This window comes from Pantanalinema sp. (assembly GCA_036704125.1).
Classification (GTDB): Bacteria; Cyanobacteriota; Sericytochromatia; order S15B-MN24; family UBA4093; genus JAGIBK01.
In genome coordinates this window covers 1-17,601 of record DATNQI010000061.1, presented here as the reverse complement: position 1 = coordinate 17,601, position 17,601 = coordinate 1, and the positions used below count along the sequence as shown (strand labels likewise).

General features: G+C 68.7%; 11 protein-coding genes. 9 read left to right on the top strand and 2 right to left on the bottom strand.

Annotated elements, in window-relative coordinates; translation table 11 throughout:
• Positions 1 to 106: 106 nt before the first annotated feature.
• Positions 107 to 370, bottom strand: coding sequence for a hypothetical protein (locus tag V6D00_09725; GenBank protein HEY9899447.1), 264 nt, complete (start codon positions 368 to 370; stop codon positions 107 to 109).
• Between the two features lie 227 nt (positions 371 to 597).
• Here V6D00_09725 and V6D00_09720 point away from each other — a divergent pair, with 227 nt between their 5' ends.
• Genes V6D00_09720 through recJ form a run of 4 tightly spaced genes read left to right on the top strand, consistent with a single transcriptional unit; the run spans position 598 to position 8,217 of the window.
• Complete coding sequence (locus V6D00_09720) at positions 598 to 2,883, top strand: hypothetical protein (protein HEY9899446.1); 2,286 nt, start codon at positions 598 to 600, stop codon at positions 2,881 to 2,883.
• Positions 2,880 to 5,096 carry an ATP-dependent helicase gene (locus V6D00_09715; GenBank protein HEY9899445.1) on the top strand — a complete coding sequence of 739 codons (2,217 nt, stop codon included), beginning with the start codon at positions 2,880 to 2,882 and terminating at the stop codon, positions 5,094 to 5,096. The genes V6D00_09720 and V6D00_09715 overlap by 4 nt, the downstream gene beginning before the upstream one ends.
• Positions 5,093 to 5,905 carry a PD-(D/E)XK nuclease family protein gene (locus tag V6D00_09710; GenBank protein ID HEY9899444.1) on the top strand — a complete coding sequence of 271 codons (813 nt, stop codon included), beginning with the start codon at positions 5,093 to 5,095 and terminating at the stop codon, positions 5,903 to 5,905. The genes V6D00_09715 and V6D00_09710 overlap by 4 nt, the downstream gene beginning before the upstream one ends.
• Complete coding sequence (gene recJ / locus V6D00_09705) at positions 5,902 to 8,217, top strand: single-stranded-DNA-specific exonuclease RecJ (GenBank protein ID HEY9899443.1); 2,316 nt, start codon at positions 5,902 to 5,904, stop codon at positions 8,215 to 8,217. The genes V6D00_09710 and recJ overlap by 4 nt, the downstream gene beginning before the upstream one ends.
• A gap of 299 nt (positions 8,218 to 8,516) precedes the next feature.
• On the opposite strand, the gene V6D00_09700 is transcribed toward recJ, so the two are convergent.
• On the bottom strand, positions 8,517 to 10,178 hold the full coding sequence (locus tag V6D00_09700) for a DEAD/DEAH box helicase (protein HEY9899442.1): 1,662 nt from the start codon (positions 10,176 to 10,178) through the stop codon (positions 8,517 to 8,519).
• 339 nt (positions 10,179 to 10,517) lie between these two features.
• Here V6D00_09700 and V6D00_09695 point away from each other — a divergent pair, with 339 nt between their 5' ends.
• Genes V6D00_09695 through V6D00_09675 form a run of 5 tightly spaced genes read left to right on the top strand, consistent with a single transcriptional unit; the run spans position 10,518 to position 17,560 of the window.
• Entirely contained in the window at positions 10,518 to 10,874 is a 357-nt protein-coding gene (locus V6D00_09695; protein ID HEY9899441.1) for a hypothetical protein, read from the top strand.
• Between the two features lie 21 nt (positions 10,875 to 10,895).
• Entirely contained in the window at positions 10,896 to 11,897 is a 1,002-nt protein-coding gene (locus tag V6D00_09690) for a carboxypeptidase regulatory-like domain-containing protein (GenBank protein HEY9899440.1), read from the top strand.
• On the top strand, positions 11,894 to 13,336 hold the full coding sequence (locus V6D00_09685) for a TolC family protein (GenBank protein ID HEY9899439.1): 1,443 nt from the start codon (positions 11,894 to 11,896) through the stop codon (positions 13,334 to 13,336). Before V6D00_09690 ends, V6D00_09685 begins: the two co-directional genes overlap by 4 nt.
• A 1-nt stretch (position 13,337) precedes the next feature.
• Positions 13,338 to 14,426, top strand: a complete 1,089-nt coding sequence (locus V6D00_09680) for an efflux RND transporter periplasmic adaptor subunit (protein ID HEY9899438.1) — start codon at positions 13,338 to 13,340, stop codon at positions 14,424 to 14,426.
• Positions 14,423 to 17,560 carry an efflux RND transporter permease subunit gene (locus V6D00_09675; GenBank protein ID HEY9899437.1) on the top strand — a complete coding sequence of 1,046 codons (3,138 nt, stop codon included), beginning with the start codon at positions 14,423 to 14,425 and terminating at the stop codon, positions 17,558 to 17,560. Before V6D00_09680 ends, V6D00_09675 begins: the two co-directional genes overlap by 4 nt.
• Positions 17,561 to 17,601 lie beyond the last annotated feature (41 nt).

The window sequence follows — 17,601 nt, the reverse complement described above, 5'->3', positions numbered from 1 at the left end:
AAATGTCAACCCCCGGGGCGATACATTCACCTTTGACATTCCGAGGCCCAAACAAAGGCCCCCGCCGCGTCTTTCGCGGCGGGGGCCAGAACCGGGGTTGGCGCGGCTACGACGGCAGCTTGGCCAGGAGGGGCTCGAAGTCGCCCTCGTTGTGGCGGGAGTAGTCGGTCAAGGCGGCGCGCATGAGGGTGACGGTCGTGGTGGGGACCTGGACCCGGATGGGGCCGGGGGTCCGCCGGCGCTGGTTGAGCGCGGTGATCGCCTGGTTGCCGATCAGGAAGACGGGAGGAGACTGGTTGGACGTCATGTAGCGACGGATGGCCTCGAGCAGGGTCTGCTGTTCGGCGCGGTTGAACTCGAGCATGGGCATCGTATGGTACCTCGAAATGTAAGACGCTTTCCCCCCAGGTTACACGCCCACCCGACGCGCGTCCAGCTTTCGGGCGTCGAGCGGGTCGCGCGCCCGGCTCGGGTTCTCGCCGAGCGTCCACTCCGCTCGGCGATTCGCCTTGAGGGGATAACCTTCGCCTGTTAAGATGAGGGGGATCCCCTGCTCGTAACCATTGGACTTCGGCCATGCGCGCGTCCGCCTCAGCTATGCCCAGTGCCTATCTCGCCGGGATGCCGCGCGAGATGCTGTCGCACGCCCTCTGGGAACGCTACGCCGGGCTCTTGAGCGAAGGGGTTCCCAGCCAGGAGGTCCAGGTCTGGCTCGAGGGCGCGACGCGCACCCGCTGGACCTCGCTGCTGAAAGGGGAGTCCGAGCCGCACATCGCCCCGGAGGCGCGGCCGGTGCCTGCCGAGGCGGGTCTTGCGATCGCGACCGGCCAGCAGCGCGTTCAGAGCCCCGCCGCCTTCATCAAGGAGGAGCTGCGCCTGTACTGGCCCCTGGTCGACGCGAAGCTCGACGCGCTCGGCCTCGCGTCGCTGGGCGCTGACGGCAAGCCCCGGCGCTACGCGGAGCCGGTCTTCACGGCCATCGACCTCTCCCAGTACCTCATGAACCGCTTCACCGGGCATCTTCGAACGGGCGAGGTCCACGCCCTCTCCGCGGCCCAGAGCCCGCCCCACCTGATCAATATCCAGTTGCTCGATGCCCTCGCGCGCGGCGTCGAGAACGGCTTCGGGCTGCTCGACCCCCGGCGCGCTCCGATCGAAGCGGGCCTGAGCCCCGCCGACCCCGGAACCTCCTCATCGGGGCTCACCCCGAGCGCCCTGCTCGCGCGGCGCATCGCCGGGCGCCTGGCGCAGGGGGCCATCGGGGACGCGCCCCTCTTCGAGGGGGTGGAGGCGAGCCTCGAGGTGTACGTCTCGACCATGCTCGGGTTCCGGCTGCTGGATCACGGCCTGCAGCTCGAGCTTTACGCGAGCCTGCTCTTCGCCGACCCGCTGTACCGCCGGCAGCTGGTCGCAAGGCTTGGTCACCTGCTGGTCGAGCGACTCGACGAGCTGCCGCCGCGCCTGCAGGGGATCATCCGGGTGCTCGCCGACGAGGGGGTCAGCGTCTTCGCCACGCTCCAGGCGGATACGAGCCGATCGGGCCCCATCCGCGGGGGGCTGCGCGCGTACGTGGGCGCCGATCCCGACGCCGCCTGGGACCTGGTCCAGGGCTGGGAGGCCGAGGACCAGGCGCCGAGCCCTGGACCCGGCCCGGCGCAAGAAGCTCTCGCCCGCCTCGGCGCGGCCCTGCACGAGGGGGTGCTCGACGGTTACCAGGCCGCGGCCTTGCCGTCGCTCGAGGGGGTGCTGCACCGGGAGGACCGCTACTCCTTCGAGGAGATGCTCGACGCGGTCGCTAGCGATCTGCTCGATCGCTTCGAGCAGGGGGTCGCGCGCGACGAGGTCGCGCTCGTCGCGCCGGCGATCGATGCCTTCCTGCTGTGGGGCCTTCAGCACCGCCTGGCGGCCAAGGGGATGTCGCTGTACGTCTTCGCCGGGACCAACCGCCTGATCCAGAACCGCGCCGTGCGCATCCTCATGACCCTGGCCAAGCTGTGCCATCCCGAGTGGGATCTGCCCCCGGGCCGCTACGAGTGGATCGAGCTGCTCGAGCTGGAGACGGGGCTGAATCCCCTTCAGCTGGGACGGCTGGCCGACCACCTCGCCGAGGCGAGCGGCCTCGCCTCGCCCGAGCGCCTCGTGCTCTCGGGCGAGGCTGTCGGCGACCAGGCGCTCGAGCAGTACCGCTCCCTTCACGCGTGGATCGAGGCCAGGCGCGCCGAAGCGCCGCGGATGGACCTTTCTGCCTTCATCCGCCAGGCCTTCGCCCAACGGTACGCGAGCGCCCGGCTCTCGCGCGAGCGCGACGCCTCGCTGGATGAGGCCTGGCAACGCGAGATCAGCCAGATCGGCCAGCTCATCGAGCTCGCCGAGGCCTACCGCGATCTGCTCGAGCGGATCGGCCCCGCGGCGAGCCAGGTCGGCGAGCCGACTCTTCCCGGCCGCGACGGCTGGGGCTGGGGCTTCCTGCGCTTCCTGCACGCCGGCACCATCGCAGAGCGGCCCTTCTTCCGCCGCGAGCCGCACCGGGTCTCGATCACCCTGGCAAGCGCCAGCCAGCTCGCCGAGAAGGACCTGGGCAGCCGCTCGCGGCCGCTCAAGCACCTCTACCTGCTGGACTTCGGCTCGCCCCGCTGGCTCAAGCGCGATCGCAAGGAGCTGACCAACGCCCGGGTGCTCGCCCGGCGCTATCCCGGCGGGACGTACGACGTGGAGCAAGAGGAGCGCGACGCCGCCGACAAGCTGGCAAAGACCCTCTGGGCCCTGTGCCGGCTGCCGAGCGAGAGCCTCAGGGTCTTCGGCTGCCTCACGGACGCCGAGGGACGCGAGCAGGCGGGCGAGCTGCCCTGGCTGCTGGAGACCATCGCCGGGAGGCGCTCATGACCGTCGAGACCGAGAGCCTTCGCCCGGCCCAGCGCGAGATCCTCGCCTACGCGGGCGGCAAGCTCGCGATCGCGGCCGTCCCAGGTGCCGGCAAGACCTTCATCCTGACCCGGCTCGCGGCCAAGCTGATCGAGGAAGGACACGCCAGGCCCTCCGAGATCCTGATCCTGACCTACATGCGCTCCGCGGCGAGCACCTTCAAGCGCCGGATCGCAAGGCTGCTCGCCGAGCGCAACCTCTCGGCCTACGGCCTGACGGCGAGCACCATCCACGCCTTCTGCCTGTCGGTCGTCAAGCGCCATTACGAGCGCTATGCCGCAGCCGACGAGGCCGGCGAGGGCCTTACGATCCTCTCCGAAGGCGAGCAGGAGCTGCTGCTCCTGCCCCACCTGGACGCCTACCTCCAGGACCCCGCCGCGCGCAGGGAGTGGGAAGGGCGCTACCGCGCCACCGGTTCCGGCCCGCGCGACGAGGATCCCCGCCGGCGCTGCCTCGCCGCGGCCCGCAAGGCCATCTCGGCGGCCAAGAACTTCCAGCTCGGCCCCGACGAGGTCGAGGGGGTGCTCGGGGCGTTCCAGCCCGAGATCCCCTACCTTTACCGGGCGTACTTGAACGAGCTCAAGCAGCGGCGCGCCGTGGACTACGACGATCAGGTCCAGCAGGCGATCGTACTGCTGGAGACGAACGAGGCCCTGCGTCGCTGGTACCAGAAGCGCCACCGCTTCGTGATGGAGGACGAGGCCCAGGACTCGACCCCCGCCCAGAATCGCCTCATCGGCCTGCTCACCTCCCTTGAGCACGGGGGAAGCGGCAACCTCGTGCGAGTCGGCGACTCCAACCAGGCCATCACCAGCAGCTTCACCTTCAACGACCCGCGCTTCTTCCGCGCCTTCTGCGACGCGTGCGCCGCCGAGGGGCGCCGGGTGACCATGGACGAGAGCAGCCGCAGCGGCCAGCCCATCATGGACCTGGCCAACACCCTCGTCGCCATCTCGCAGGAGCACCCGGACCCGGTCGTGCGCGACGCCTTCGACCGCGTGGCGGTGCGCGCGGCCACCGCAGGCAAGCCGAACCCCGACGCGCGCGCCAGCAAGGTCCGCTGGAGGACCTGGGGGTCCAAGGACGAGGAGCGCCACGGCGTCCTGACCGAGGTGCGGGCCTACCTTCAAAAACGCCCCGAGGCGCGGGTCGCCGTGCTGTGCCCCACCAACCCCATGGCCGAGGCCTACATGGACGGGGCGCGCCTGATGGGGATCCCGGTCTACGAGGGGGCCACCGGTCAGGTCCAGGCGGGCCCGGTCATCACCGTCCTCAAGCGGGCCCTGCACTTCCTCTCGATCCCCTCCAGGCGCCAGGCCGAGGCCTTCATCTCCCTGCTCGAGGGCACCCAGAGCGCCCGCCGCGAGCCGCTCTTCGACCTCAAGGCGACCCGTTCGCACCTGATGAGCCCCGGCGTGCTGGACGGCTTGATCTACCCCGCCGAGGGGCTCGCCCCGAGCCGCCCCGCCTCGCTCCACGAGGCCGACTACGCCTCGGCCGTGATCCTGGCCAGGCGGTGCCGCACTTTGCTCGGGGCGCGCCACCTGCCGCCCCTGGAGCTGCTGCCGACCATCGCCCACGAGCTGCTCGGCGACCCGGGGGCCCAGACGCTCGCCTCCAAGGCCGCCGCGATCGCCCGCGACCTGCAGGGCCGCCTCCCCTATCAGCCCACGGCGGAGGGAGACGCCTGGATCGATCGCGACGATCCGCTCGCGCAGGTCCAGGCCGCGCTGGACGAGCTCGCCATCACCGCCGAGCGCCGCGCCATCGCCTCGACGGGTCACGAGCTCGCCCCTCCTCAGCCCGGCGAGGCCGAATTCTTGACCCTTCACAAGTCCAAGGGCGCCGAGTACGAGGCCGTCTGGATGCCGAACCTCGGCTACTACTTCGAGAGCAAGACCTGGTTCCCCTGGCGGCTCGAGGAGGTGGAGATCTGGGACCGGGACGCCTTCATGGCCGAGCAGCTGCTCATCCATGCAAGGACCGCGCCCATGCCGGCCCTTTCGGACCTCGAGCACGCCGCAAGGCAGGTGGCCGTGGCCGAGCGGCTGCGGCTGCTCTACGTGGGCATCACCCGGGCCGAGGCGAACCTCACGCTCTCGGCTCACGGGTTCAAGCCCGAGCGAATGGCTCCGTGGCACATCAAGGCGTTGACGGAAGGATTCGGCGCATGACCCCCCTGGAGCTGCCGCGGATCAGCAGCGCGAGCCTCAAGGACTGGAGCGTCTGCAAGCGCCGTTTCGCCCTGCGCTACCGCGTGAACCGCTACTGGCCGGGCCCACAGGCGAAGGACCTGGACCCGGAGGCCTCCGAGCGCATCCGCACCGGCCAGGTCTTCCACCGGCTGGTCCAGCAGCACGCGCTGGGCCTCGACGTGGCCCCCGTCCTCGAGGCCGAGGCCGCGACCCTCTCTCGCCTCGCCGGGCTGTGGGGGATGTTCGTCCGCTCGGACCACGCCGTGCCCCCGGCCCGGAGCTGGACGGAGGCCCCCCTTCACTTCCAGTTCCGGGGGGTGCCCTTCATGGTCCGCTACGATCGCCTCGTCCAGGACGGCACCGCCTGGCGCATCCTGGACTGGAAGACCGGCAAGGAGACCCGCGCCGTCCTGCAGGCGAGCTGGCAGACGCGCCTCTACCGCTTCGCCCTGGTCGAGGCGGGGCACGTCTACAACGGGGGTGAGCCGATCCCCCCCGAGGCCGTGCGGATGGTCTACTGGGACGTGAACAAGGCGCAAGAAGTGGCCTTCGACTACGACGCGGCGAGCCACGAGGCGGATCGGCGCGCCTTCGAGCAGGTGGCCGATGCGGTGCTCGCCCCCTTCGACGAGGCGGCCCCGGACGATCCGCGCTTCGCGCGTCCGACGCTGAAATCGGAGTGCGAGCGCTGCTCCTTCGACTCCTACTGCAACCCGACCCGCCGGCCTGCCGCCGCGCCGGGGGCCGCCCTGACGCTCCCCACCTTCCGCCTGGAGGATCGGCCGTGACCTGGCACGTCCGGAACGCCGACGAGGCCGAGGTCGCGGCCATCGCCGCGGCCCTGGAGCTGCCCCGCGCGATCGCGCGGGTCCTCTGGCTGAGGGGGCTACGCACGAGCGAGCAGGTCCGGGCCTTCCTCGCGAGCCGGGACAGCCTGGAGTTCCTCGCCTCCGCGCCCATGACCCCCGGGATGGAGCGCGCCGTCGCGCGCATCCGGCGCGCGGTGAACGCCGGCGAGGCGATGGTCATCTACGGGGACTACGACTGCGACGGCGTCACCTCCTCGACCCTGCTTTACCGCTACCTCGCCAGGGGGATGAAGGCGAACGCCCGCGCCTACTTGCCCGATCGCTTCAAGGACGGCTACGGCGTCACGCCGGGCGCCGTCGAGCGGCTGGCGGCCGAGGGCGCCAAGGTGATCGTGACCTGCGACAACGGGATCTCGGCCCACGCGGCGGCCGAGAAGGCACGGCAGCTCGGGATCGACCTGATCGTGACCGACCACCACCAGGTCCCCGAGACCCTGCCCGACGCCCACGCCATCGTTCACCCCCAGGTGGAGTTCCCCCACCTCAGGGACCTCGCGGGGGTGGGGGTGGCCTACCTGCTCGCCATCGCCCTGGAGGGGGGCTTCACCGGCAGGATGGAGCACTTCCTGGACCTGGTCGCCATCGGGACGGTGGCGGACATGGTGCCCCTCGACGGTCCCAACCGCTCGCTGGTCTGGGCGGGCATCAGGCGCATGCGCGAGGCAAGGGTCCTGCCCGGGGTCAAGGCGCTCGGCGAGATCACCCGGACCCACTGGGAGGAGTTCGGACCGCAGCACATCGGCTTCAAGTTCGGCCCGCGCCTGAACGCGGCGGGCCGTCTGGAGACCCCCGAGATCGGCTTCAAGCTGCTTGCCACCAACGACGCGAGCGAAGCCCGGGCCTTGGCCCAGCGGCTCGATGCCATCAACGCCGATCGGCGCGAGCTGAACGCCGAGCTCGAACATGCGATTCTCGCGCGGATCGAAAAGGAGCTGGACCTCGACGCGGAGCCCTTCGTGGTGCTCGCCGACGAGGCCTACCACCACGGCATCACCGGCATCGTGGCCGGCCGGATAAAGGAGCGCTACCGGGTGCCGGTCCTGCTCTTCTCGCACCACGGCGACGGCATCTGGAAGGGCTCGGGCCGCAGCCCCGAGGGCCTTCACCTCTACGAGGCCCTGCACGCCGCGCAGGCGCACCTGCTCGGCTTCGGCGGCCACGCGCAGGCCGCCGGATGCTCGGCGCGCGCCGAGGAGCTCGGCCCCCTGCGAAAGGCCCTGAACCGGCACGTCGAGGACCGCGGCTGGACCCGGCCACCCGACGCGGTCTGGCTCGATGCCGAGCTGCCCTTCGCCGAGGCCACCTTCGAGCTGCTCGCGCACCTGGACGGCATGGAGCCGTTCGGCCAGAAGAACCCGGCGCCGGTCTTCGGCCTCAAGCACGCGCGCCTCATCGGGAAGCGCCAGAGCGGCAAGCGCGTGGCGCTCCAGATCGACGACGGCCGCGAGGTCCGCGAGGTCGTGCTCTGGCGCAAGGACGCCGAGACGCCTCACGCGATCGAGGGCTACACGGGAGGCTGGGTTCACCTGGCCTACCAGCCCGAGATCAACACCTATCGCGGGAGCCGAACCTTGCAGCTCTCCGCGCGCCGAATCGACCCGGCCGAGGCACCGCCGCCGGTCGATCTCGCCCTGCTCGCGGCGCGAGCGGTCGCGACGGTCGAGGACCGAAGGGGCGAGCAGCCCGGTGCGGTCCTCGCGACGCTCGATGCCGCCACCAGGGTGACCGTTTACGCGAACCGGGCAGGACTGCTCGATTTGCCGGAGGCCGTTCAGTCGGAGATGAGGCGCCTCGAGGCCGGGTTCGCGGGCCCCGGCACTGGGCTCGGCGGGACGCCGGGGCTGGTCGTCTGCATCGACCCGCCTTGCGACGAGAACGCATGGACCGCGCTGCGCCAGAGCGCCACCCGGGTGGTCGCGGCGTGGGATGCCATGCACGAGACCTGGGAGCTGACCCCGGGGTGGTTGCAGGCCTTCTACGGCGCGCTCGCGGAGTCGCCGCCCATCGACCTGAGGACCCTCGCCATGCGCCGGGCGCCGACCAACCCGATGATGGGCCTCGCGGCCGTCGCCATCTTCCGCGAGGCGGGAATCCTCGTGGAGCGCGCGCGTGAGTGGGCGCTCCTGTGCCCGCCCCCTTCCGAGATCGCTCTGCGCCACCTCAAGAGCTACCAGGATGCCATGGAGGCCCTGGCCTTCAGGGCGCGGATCTCGGCCGCCAAGTTAAGTTGAGAGGCGGGCGATCGCGCCTTGCAGCACCTCCTCGAACGAGGCGGCCTTGCCGGAGGGCTGGGCCACTTCCTGCTTGGGCTGGGCATACTGAGGCAAGTAAGGCGAATGATGTCGATCGCCCGTCCCGAATGCGTAACCGATGCCGATCATCCTGCGCCGTCCTTTCTCTCGTCCGAGCCCTCAGGGAATAAGAAGAGAGTAAAGGATGCGTATGACGCCGGTTGAACGGGCGCATCAAGAAAAGATTGCATCGCGCGCGATGCAATCTTTTCTTGGAGCTGGCTGAAGTTGTCCGGTGGCTAAACGGGCGAGACGGTGATCTTGCGGCCTCGCTCGTCGGTCTGACCGTTCATGGCCTGGATGACGCGCTGGGCGTCGGCGTCGCGCACGTCGAAGACGGTGTGGTGCTGGCGGATCTCGATGGCGCCGATGGACTTGCCGTTGATCCCAGACTTCCGGCAGACGAACTGCACCAGGAAGCCCGGCATCATCCGGTTCTGCCGCCCCATGTTGAGCGTCAGGCGCGTCATTCCCGCTTCCTGGCCGCGCTCGGGGCGCGCACCGTCCTTGCGCTCGACGCGCTCGGAGCGCTTGGGCTTGTCGCGCAGCGGCTTCTCCTTGCCGCGAACGGGGGCCGGGACGGGGACCTCGTAGCCCACCGGGAGCCTGCCGGTCGCCGCGTTCAGGTCCTGGAGCAGGACCGCGAGCACGCGCGCCGGGGGGAGGTTCTCGAGCAGCGCCTCGGCGTAGGCCTCCCACTGGGCGGGCTGCGCCTCGTCGGTGCGCTTCGTGAGCTCCTCGAAGAAGCTCTCGCGCGCGATTTCCTGGACCTCGGCGGCCTGGGGAACGGGCTTGGGAGCGCCGTCGATCGACAGATCCAGGGCCAGGCGGCGAACCTTGCTGCGATCGAGGGGCGCCACCAGGGTGATGGCGACGCCGTCCTTGCCCGCGCGGCCGGTCCGGCCGGTGCGGTGGACGTAGGTCTCGGAGTTGCGGGGCACGCCCATGTTGATGACGTGCGTCAGGCCACGAACGTCGATGCCGCGCGCCGCCACGTCGGTGGCGACCAGGATCGAGATCTGGCGCTGGCGGAAGGCCTGGAGGGTCTGGGTGCGCTGGGCCTGGACGCGATCGCCGTTGAGTACGCCGACCTTGAAGCCCTCGGCGGCGAGGCGCTCGGCGAGGCTCTCGGTCTCGGCCTTGGTGTGGCAGAAGCAGATGGCGAGCTCGGGCCGCTCCACGTGAAGGACGTTGGCCAGGGCCTCGAACTTCGCCACGGGCGAGACTTCGTAGAAGGCATGGCGGATGGTGGTCGAGACCCCGCTCGACGCCATGGAGATGCGCTGGGGATCGCGCATGTACTTCTTGGCGATCGCCTCGATGTCGTTATCGAGGGTGGCCGAGAACAGAAGGGTCTGGCGCCCCTCGGGAAGCTTGCCGAGGATCTCCTCGAGCTCGTCCTTGAAGCCCATGTCCAGGATCTCGTCGGCCTCGTCCAGGACGACCGCCTCGCAGGCGTCGAGCTTGAGGGTGGCGCGGCTCAGGTGGTCGCGCACGCGGCCGGGGGTGCCGACCACGACGGCGGCGCCGTCGCGCAGGGCCCGGAGCTGCTCGCCGTAAGGCGCACCGCCCACCAGGGTCGCCACGCGCGTGTCGAGGCTGCGGGCGAGCTTGCTCAGCTCGATCCCGACCTGCATCGCGAGCTCGCGGGTGGGCACGATGACGATGATCTTGACGTTGCGCTCGCCCACCGCCAGGCGCTCGAAGAGCGGCAGTCCGAAGGCCAGCGTCTTGCCGGTTCCCGTGCGGGACTGGACCATCACGTCGCTGCGCGCGGCGACGATCGGGAACGCTTCATGCTGCACCGGGGTGGGGTGAGTGAAGCCCATGTGCGCGACGGCGGCGTTGAGTTCGGGCCTGAGGCACCAGTCGTCGAAGCGCGGGGGCTGGGTCTGAGTCAAGGATATCCTCTTTCATGGTCGAATAATCGATAATTGTGACCATGGTACCTGAAATGCCCGACACCCGTTTGATTGCCCCCCAAAACGTCACGAATCGTAAGAATGCCAGGCAAAGAACCTGCCCCTCGACGCTTGCGAGGCTAACGGGATTAGTGGTAAAAAATATACTCAAGTAAAAAAAGAAACCTCCCGATGGCATAGAACAAGATCCCGCGCACACGACGGCGAAAGGAAACCGGCCCAATGACTTCCAAGCTCCTCACCCTGGCGCAAAGAGCACCCAACAAAACCAGGCATGTTTCGGCTGGTGGCCGCCGTGGGCGGCTTGGCGGAATAGTTTTGCTAGGCGCTCTGGGCCTGGTCGCGATCGCAGGCTGCGACTCCGGGCTGTCCTACAAGGCCAACCTCGGCCAGACGGGCGCGCTGAGCGCCGTGACCGCCACCGAGTCCATGAATCTCGTGAACGGCACCCCGGTGTACTCCCTCGCCTTCCCCGACACCGCTTTCCCGGAGTGGTCCTCGGCGCGGAGCCTCAAGCTGCTCTCGGGCGCAGTCCCCTACCCCATGTCCAAGGTCGGCAACACCTACGTGGCGCCGCAGACCACAAGCCAGAAGACCCTCAACGGGACGCCCACCCCCATGACCTTCGTCGTGAACGGCGACCATGTCGTGGCGGCGAGCGTCACCGTCCAGTAAGCCGCGACCACAGAGGAATCTATGCGAAACATCATCACCACCCTCGCGCTCGTCGCGAGCGCCGCGGCCCCCGCCATCGCGGCCCCCGCCGAGGCACCCCTCTCGGGCAAGGTCCAGGGCCCCGACGGCAAGCCGCTTTCGAGCGTCTTCGTCCAGCAGCAGGGCGCCATCAGCTCGGCCATCACCGACGAGAAGGGCGCCTTCAGCCTCAAGCTCGACCCCAAGGGTCGCCAGGTCCTGGTCTTCACCGCGGTCGGCTTCGTCGGCCAGGAGGTCGCAGCCGACCGCGCCCAGAGCGTGACCCTGCGCCCGGTGCCCGCCTACCGCCCGACCTTCGCCAAGGCTCCGGCCCAGGAAGTTGCCGTCGGCAATGCCATCTTCGACACCCAGGTGGGCCTCGGCTACGCCCTGCGCAACCAGCTGGTCAACACCGGCGGCCGCACCGTCGAGGGCCTGGCCGTGAACGGCCTGGTCGCCGACGCCCGCTACCGCGTGAGCGATGCGGTCTTCGGCGTCTCGGGCTACCGCGTCAAGGCCCCCATCCAGGTCTCGCCGCTCACGACCCAGCCGAACCCGGCGCCGAGCGTCGACCACAGCGAGTGGAGCCTGAGCGCGGGCCACATCGTGCGCGCGGCGGGCATCGACTTCTTGCCGCAGCTCGTCTACAGCAATTCGTTCATCGCCCCGGGCTACGCCACGCCCTGGACCGGCACGCCCATGGACTTCAGCCAGAGCCGCCACGCGCTCGCCCTCGGCCTCGAGGCCGGCAAGCGCTTCGGCGACCTCGAGGTGATCGGTCGCGGCAAGCTGCCGCTGCTGAAATCCGTCACGTCCTCGGCTCCCTACGCCCTTGGCGACGTGACCTGGGGTGACGTGGGGATCCTGCTCGGCTACAACGTCATGCCCGGCCTGCGCCTCGACCTGACGGCGACCCAGCAGTGGGCCGGAGCCACCAACACCTACGAGTCGACCCAGCTCTTCGGGATCGGCCTCAGCTATCACCCTGAGAGGGTCGCGCCATGAACCTCCGTCTGACCCTCACCGCGCTCGCGCTCGCAGGCGTGGTCTGCGCGCCGTCGAGCGCGTACGCCGCCGGCACCCTCGGCCTGGGCGAGGCGATCGCCATCGCCCAGCGCAACAACCTCTCGGTGGCCGCGAGCGACGCGAAGATCGCCCAGGCCAAGAGCCAGATCAACCAGACCTACGCCGGCCTCTATCCCCAGCTCACCCTCACCAGCAGCGCCGTCAACTACAACATCATCGACTCCAACGCCCTGATCGGCGGGCTGGGCGGGATGGGTGGCCTCGGCGGCGGCCTGGGCGGTGGCCTCTCCGGGGCGACCGGGATGGGCGGCTCGTTCGGCCTGATCCAGAACTCGCTCTCGGTCAGCCAGGTCCTCTTCGACGGCTTCCAGACCGCCTCGGCCCTCAAGATCGCCGATGCCAGCGTCAAGATGAGTGAGCTCGATCGCTCCAACCAGCTGCGAAAGTCCGCCTACGACACGGCCAGGGGCTACCTCCAGGTGCTCAAGGCTTCGTCGCTGCGCGAGGTCGCGCTGCGCGCGGTCGAGCAGTCCCAGTCCCACCTGGAGGTAGCGCGGATCAAGGAGCGAGCGGGCACCGGCACGCGTTTCGACGTGCTGCAGGCCGAAGCGCAGCTCGCCAACGTCCAGGGCCAGCTGCGCAGCGTCACCAACACCGTGGAGCTCGCGCGCCTGAGCCTCGGGACGACCATGGGCGAGCCCGTGGGCGATCGAAGGCTCGCCCCGGATCTCGCGCTGCCCAGGCTCGAGGCCACCATGGACCTCAACCTGCAGGACGCCGTCGAGAACCGTCCCGAGTTCCAGACCCTGGTGCTCAAGCGCCGGATCGATGAGGCCACCGTTGACCTCAACCGGAAGGCGAACCTGCCCAAGGCCCAGGCCCAGGCGCAGTACAGCCAGCAGGGGCTCGGCACCGGCCGCAACTTCATGCTGATGGCGGGCCTCTCATGGACCGTGCTGGACTGGGGCAAGGCCGAGGCCAAGGTGTCCGCCTCCACGCTCGACCTGGCGCAGACCGACCTCAGCATCGAGTCGGCCCGGCGCAACCTGTCCATGGACGTTCAGAGCTCCTTGCTGAACCGCCAGGACGCCCGCGACCGGGTGGCGATCGCCCAGAAGGGCCTGCAGGTCTCGCAGGAGTCCCACCGCATGTCGCAAGTAAGATATAGCGCGGGGGTGGGGACCGGGTATGAGGTCATCGACGCCCAGACCCAGCTGGTCCAGGCGCAGAACAACTACGTCCAGGCGACCTACGATCTCCAGTCGGCCGAAGTCGGTCTCGCCCAGGCTCTGGGCGTCGACCTCTCCGAGGCCGTGAACCGTAAGAGCGCAGCTCAGCCCAAGGGCAGCTCCGAGCTGTCTATGAACAGCCCTGAGCTGTCTAAGAACAGCCCTGAGCTGTCTAAGAAAGGATACTAAATTGCGTCAACAGCTGACGAGACTGATGATCCCGCTGCTCGTGGCCGTCACGGCAGGATGCCATCGGGGCGCCAAGCCTGACGCGAAGGCCGAGCAGCCCGAAGCCGCCCCGATCCCCGTCTCGACCACGGTGGTCGGCCCGAGAGCCGTCTCGGAGGACCTGGTCGTCAACGGCACCGTCATCGCCAAGAGCCAGGTCAACGTGATGCCAAAGACCAGCGGCCGCATCATCGAGCTGAGCGTCGCCGAGGGCGATCGCGTCACCAAGGGCCAGGTCATCGCGCGCCTCGAGACCCCCGAGCTCGGCTGGCAGCTCCAGCAGCAGAAGAGCGCGCTCATCTCGGCCGAGGCCAACCTCGACCAGGCCGAGGACAACTACAGCCGCATGAAGGAGCTGGCCGCCGAGGGCGTGATCAGCCAGCAGCAGCTCAAGAGCGCCCTCACCCAGGTGCGCGTCGCGCGCAGCCAGCTCAAGCAGAGCAAGGCCGCCATCTCCCTGATGGAGTCCCAGCTCGCCAACGGCACCGTCACCAGCCCCATCACCGGGGTCGTGGTCGCCAAGGGCCTGGACCTGGGCGCCATGGCTGGGCCCAGCTCGAGCATCGTCACCGTCGCCGCGGCCGGCGAGATGCAGGTCAAGCTCCCCATCGCCGAGCGCGACCTCTCGCTGGTGCGCGAGGGCGGCAAGGTCCTCGTCTCCTCGGTGGCGCTGCCCGGGGAGTCGTTCCACGGCCGGGTCAGCGAGATCGCCCCGATGGTCGATCCCCAGAGCCGGCTCATCCCCGTCAAGGTCGACCTGGCGCGCAACGGCCGCCTCAAGGTCGGCATGAACGTCTCGGCCGCGATCGCAGGCCCCAGCCACCAGGGCCTGACGGTCCCCGCGGGCGCGCTGGTCACCGACGGCGCCGAGCAGATCGTCTTCTTGGCCACCAGCGGCAAGGCGCAGCGCGTGAGCGTCACGACCGGCGTTCGCGGCGCGGACTGGGCCGAGATCACGGGCGGGCTCAAGGGCGGTGAAGCGGTCATCGTCAAGGGCAGCGCCTTCGTCAAGGAGGGCCTGTCGATCAAGCCCGAGGGAGGTGCCCGATGAGCCACGGCGGCACCCATCTGCCCGGGGAAAATGCCGAACAGGGGTTCAACTTCTCGACCTTCTTTATCAAGAACCCGGTCACGACCATCATCATGATGCTGATCATCGCGCTGCTCGGGCTGCGATCGTTCTTCAGCATGCCGCTCGAGCTGTTCCCCAACATCGAGTTCCCGGTCGTCGTCGTGCAGACGGTGTACCCCGGCGCGGCCCCGGCCGAGGTCGAGACCCTGGTCACCAAGCCCATCGAGGACGCCCTCTCGGGGATCAACGGCCTCAAGACCCTCACCTCGACGTCGAACGACGGCGTGTCCCAGGTCATCTGCGAGATGGAGCTCGAGATCGCGTCCAAGGACGCGGCCAACGACATCCGTGACAAGGTCTCGGGTATCCTCTGGAAGCTCCCCAAGGACGTTCGGCCCCCGGCTTACCTGAGCTTCAGCTCCAGCATGATGCCGATCGTCAACTACGCGATCACCGGCAACATGTCCGACGTGGCCCTCTCCACCTACATGAAGGACATCATCAAGCCCAAGCTCGAGCGCATCAAGGGCATCGCCCAGGTGCAGCTCCTCGGCAACGTGGAGCGCACCTACGAGGTCGCCCTCAACCCCGAGCGCCTTCAGGCCTACAACCTGAGCCTGCCCGGCGTCTTCCAGTCCATCCAGGCCGAGAACTACAACCTGCCCGGCGGCAAGGTCAACGCGGATCCCCGCGAGCTCACCCTGCGTACCATGGGCAAGTTCCAGAGCCTCGAGGACCTCTCGCGGATGTACGTGACGACCCCGGGCGGCGCCCAGGTCCAGCTCAAGAACCTCGGCACGGTCCGAGACACCATCAAGGACCGCGCCACCTACGCGGCGATCGATGGCCAGGACGCGGTCTTCTTCTCGATCATCAAGCAGACCGACGCCAACTCGGTCGAGGTGGTCCACGCCCTCGACAAGAAGATCGCCGAGATCGCTCCCACCCTGCCCGCGGGCATGAAGATCACCAAGGCCTCCGACACCACCCACTTCATCGAGCAGTCGAACGAAGCCGTGTGGGAGCACCTGATCATCGGCGCGCTGCTGGCGGTCCTGGTGCTGTTCGTCTTCCTGCGCAACTGGATGGCGATGCTGATCAGCGGCCTGGCCATTCCCATCTCGATCGTGGGCGCCTTCATCCCGATGCACCTCTTCGGGTTCACCTTCAACAACATCACCATGATGGCGCTGTCGCTGGTGGTCGGCATCCTGGTCGACGACGCGGTCGTGGACCTCGAGAACATCTTCCGCCACCTGGAGGCGGGCGAAACCCCTCTCAAGGCCGCCATCAATGCCACCGGCGAGATCCAGCTGGCGGTGACCGCGACGACCCTCACCATCGTGGGGGTGTTCCTGCCCATGTCGTTCATGTCCGGGTACATCGGCAAGTTCTTCAAGAGCTTCGGCCTGACGGTCACCTTCTCGGTGCTCTTCTCGCTTCTGGTCGCCCGTACCCTGACGCCCATGATGTCCGCTTACCTCCTCAAGGTGAAGCCCAAGGAGGGCCACACCCTGCGAGAGGAAGGCAGCCTCGCGGGCCGCTACCCAAGCATCCTGGCGTGGTGCCTCAGCCACCGCTGGGTGGTCGTCCTGGTCGCCACCGTCGCCTTCATCGGCGGCATTTCCCTTAACGCCTTCATCCAGAAGGGCTTCATGGCCTCGGCGGACCGCGGCGAGTTCGTCCTGCGGATCAAGCTGCCCAAGGGCAGCACCCTGAACGAGACCGCGGGGATCGCCAACAACGTCGCCCGCAAGGTCAAGGACCTCGACGGCGTCAAGAACGTCATCACCATGATCGGCGCCTACGGCCACGTGGACGAGGCCCGGCTGGACGTCCTGCTGGTCGAGAAGAAGGCGCGCTCGAAGTCCGACAAGGAGCTGGGCAAGATGGCCCGCGAGATGTTCGCGAGCTACACCGGCGCCCAGGTCCTGGCCGACGAGCTGAGCATGGTCGGCGGCGGCAACAACAAGCCGGTGGACATCTGGCTGCACGGCGACAGCCTTGAAGAGATGCGCGTCTACTCGGACAAGATCGCCGCGCTGATGCGCAAGAACCCCGCCGTCTTCGCCGACGTGGAGACCTCGCTCGGCGAGGAGAAGCCCGAGCTGCGGATCATCCCGGACCGCGTCCGCATGGCCCAGAACGGGATCCAGTCGACCGCCCTGGCGAACACCCTTCGCCTGGCGACCACCGGCGAGACCCCGAACACCATGACCATCGGCGCCAACGAGGTCGACGTCTGGGTGCGCCTCGACCCCGCCTACCGCAAGGACGCCAGCTCTCTCGGCAGCCTGATGGTCCAGGGGCAGCGCGGCAGCACCAGCCTGGCGGCGATCGCCAACCTCGAGACGGGCGGCGGCTACGCGAGCATCGAGCGCATGAACCGTCAGCGCCTGGTGCACGTCACCTCCAACCTGATCCCGGGGGTCTCGGTCGGCACGGCGACCGACTACGTCACCAAGGAAGTCCTGCCCAAGGTCCAGCTGCCCCCCTCGCTCAGCCTCGAGATGGGCGGTCAGGCCGAGCAGCAGAAGGACGCCTTCAACGGCTTCGGCCAGGCGATGGTGATGGGGATCGTCCTGATCTTCTTCATCCTCGCGCTGCAGTTCAGCTCCTTCCTGCACCCGCTGACCATCATGTTCAGCCTCCCGCTCTCGATCAGCGGCGCGTTCCTAGGCCTGCTCCTCTTCAACAAGGAGCTCGGCATGATGTCCCTCATCGGCGTCATCATGCTGATGGGTATCGTCACCAAGAACGCGATCCTCATCGTCGACTTCGTGCTGACGATGCGCGATCGCGGCTACTCCCGCCGAGAGGCGGTCATCCGGGGCGCCCAGGTCCGCATGCGCCCGATCCTCATGACCACGGCCGCGATGGTGCTCGGCATGATGCCGATGGCCCTCGGCATCGGCGCCGGCGCCGAGTTCCGCTCGCCCATGGCGGTGGTGGTGATCGGCGGTCTGTTGACCTCGACCCTGCTGACCCTGTTCGTCATCCCGGTGGCCTACACCCTGATGGACGACATGAAGGAATTCTTCATGCGCAAGGTCTTCAGGCGCAACGCGAGGGTGGTGACCGAGGAGGCCGACGCCTCGCTCGTCAACGTGTAACACCCGAGAAGGGGGCTTGCGAAAGTCGCAAGCCCCCTTCT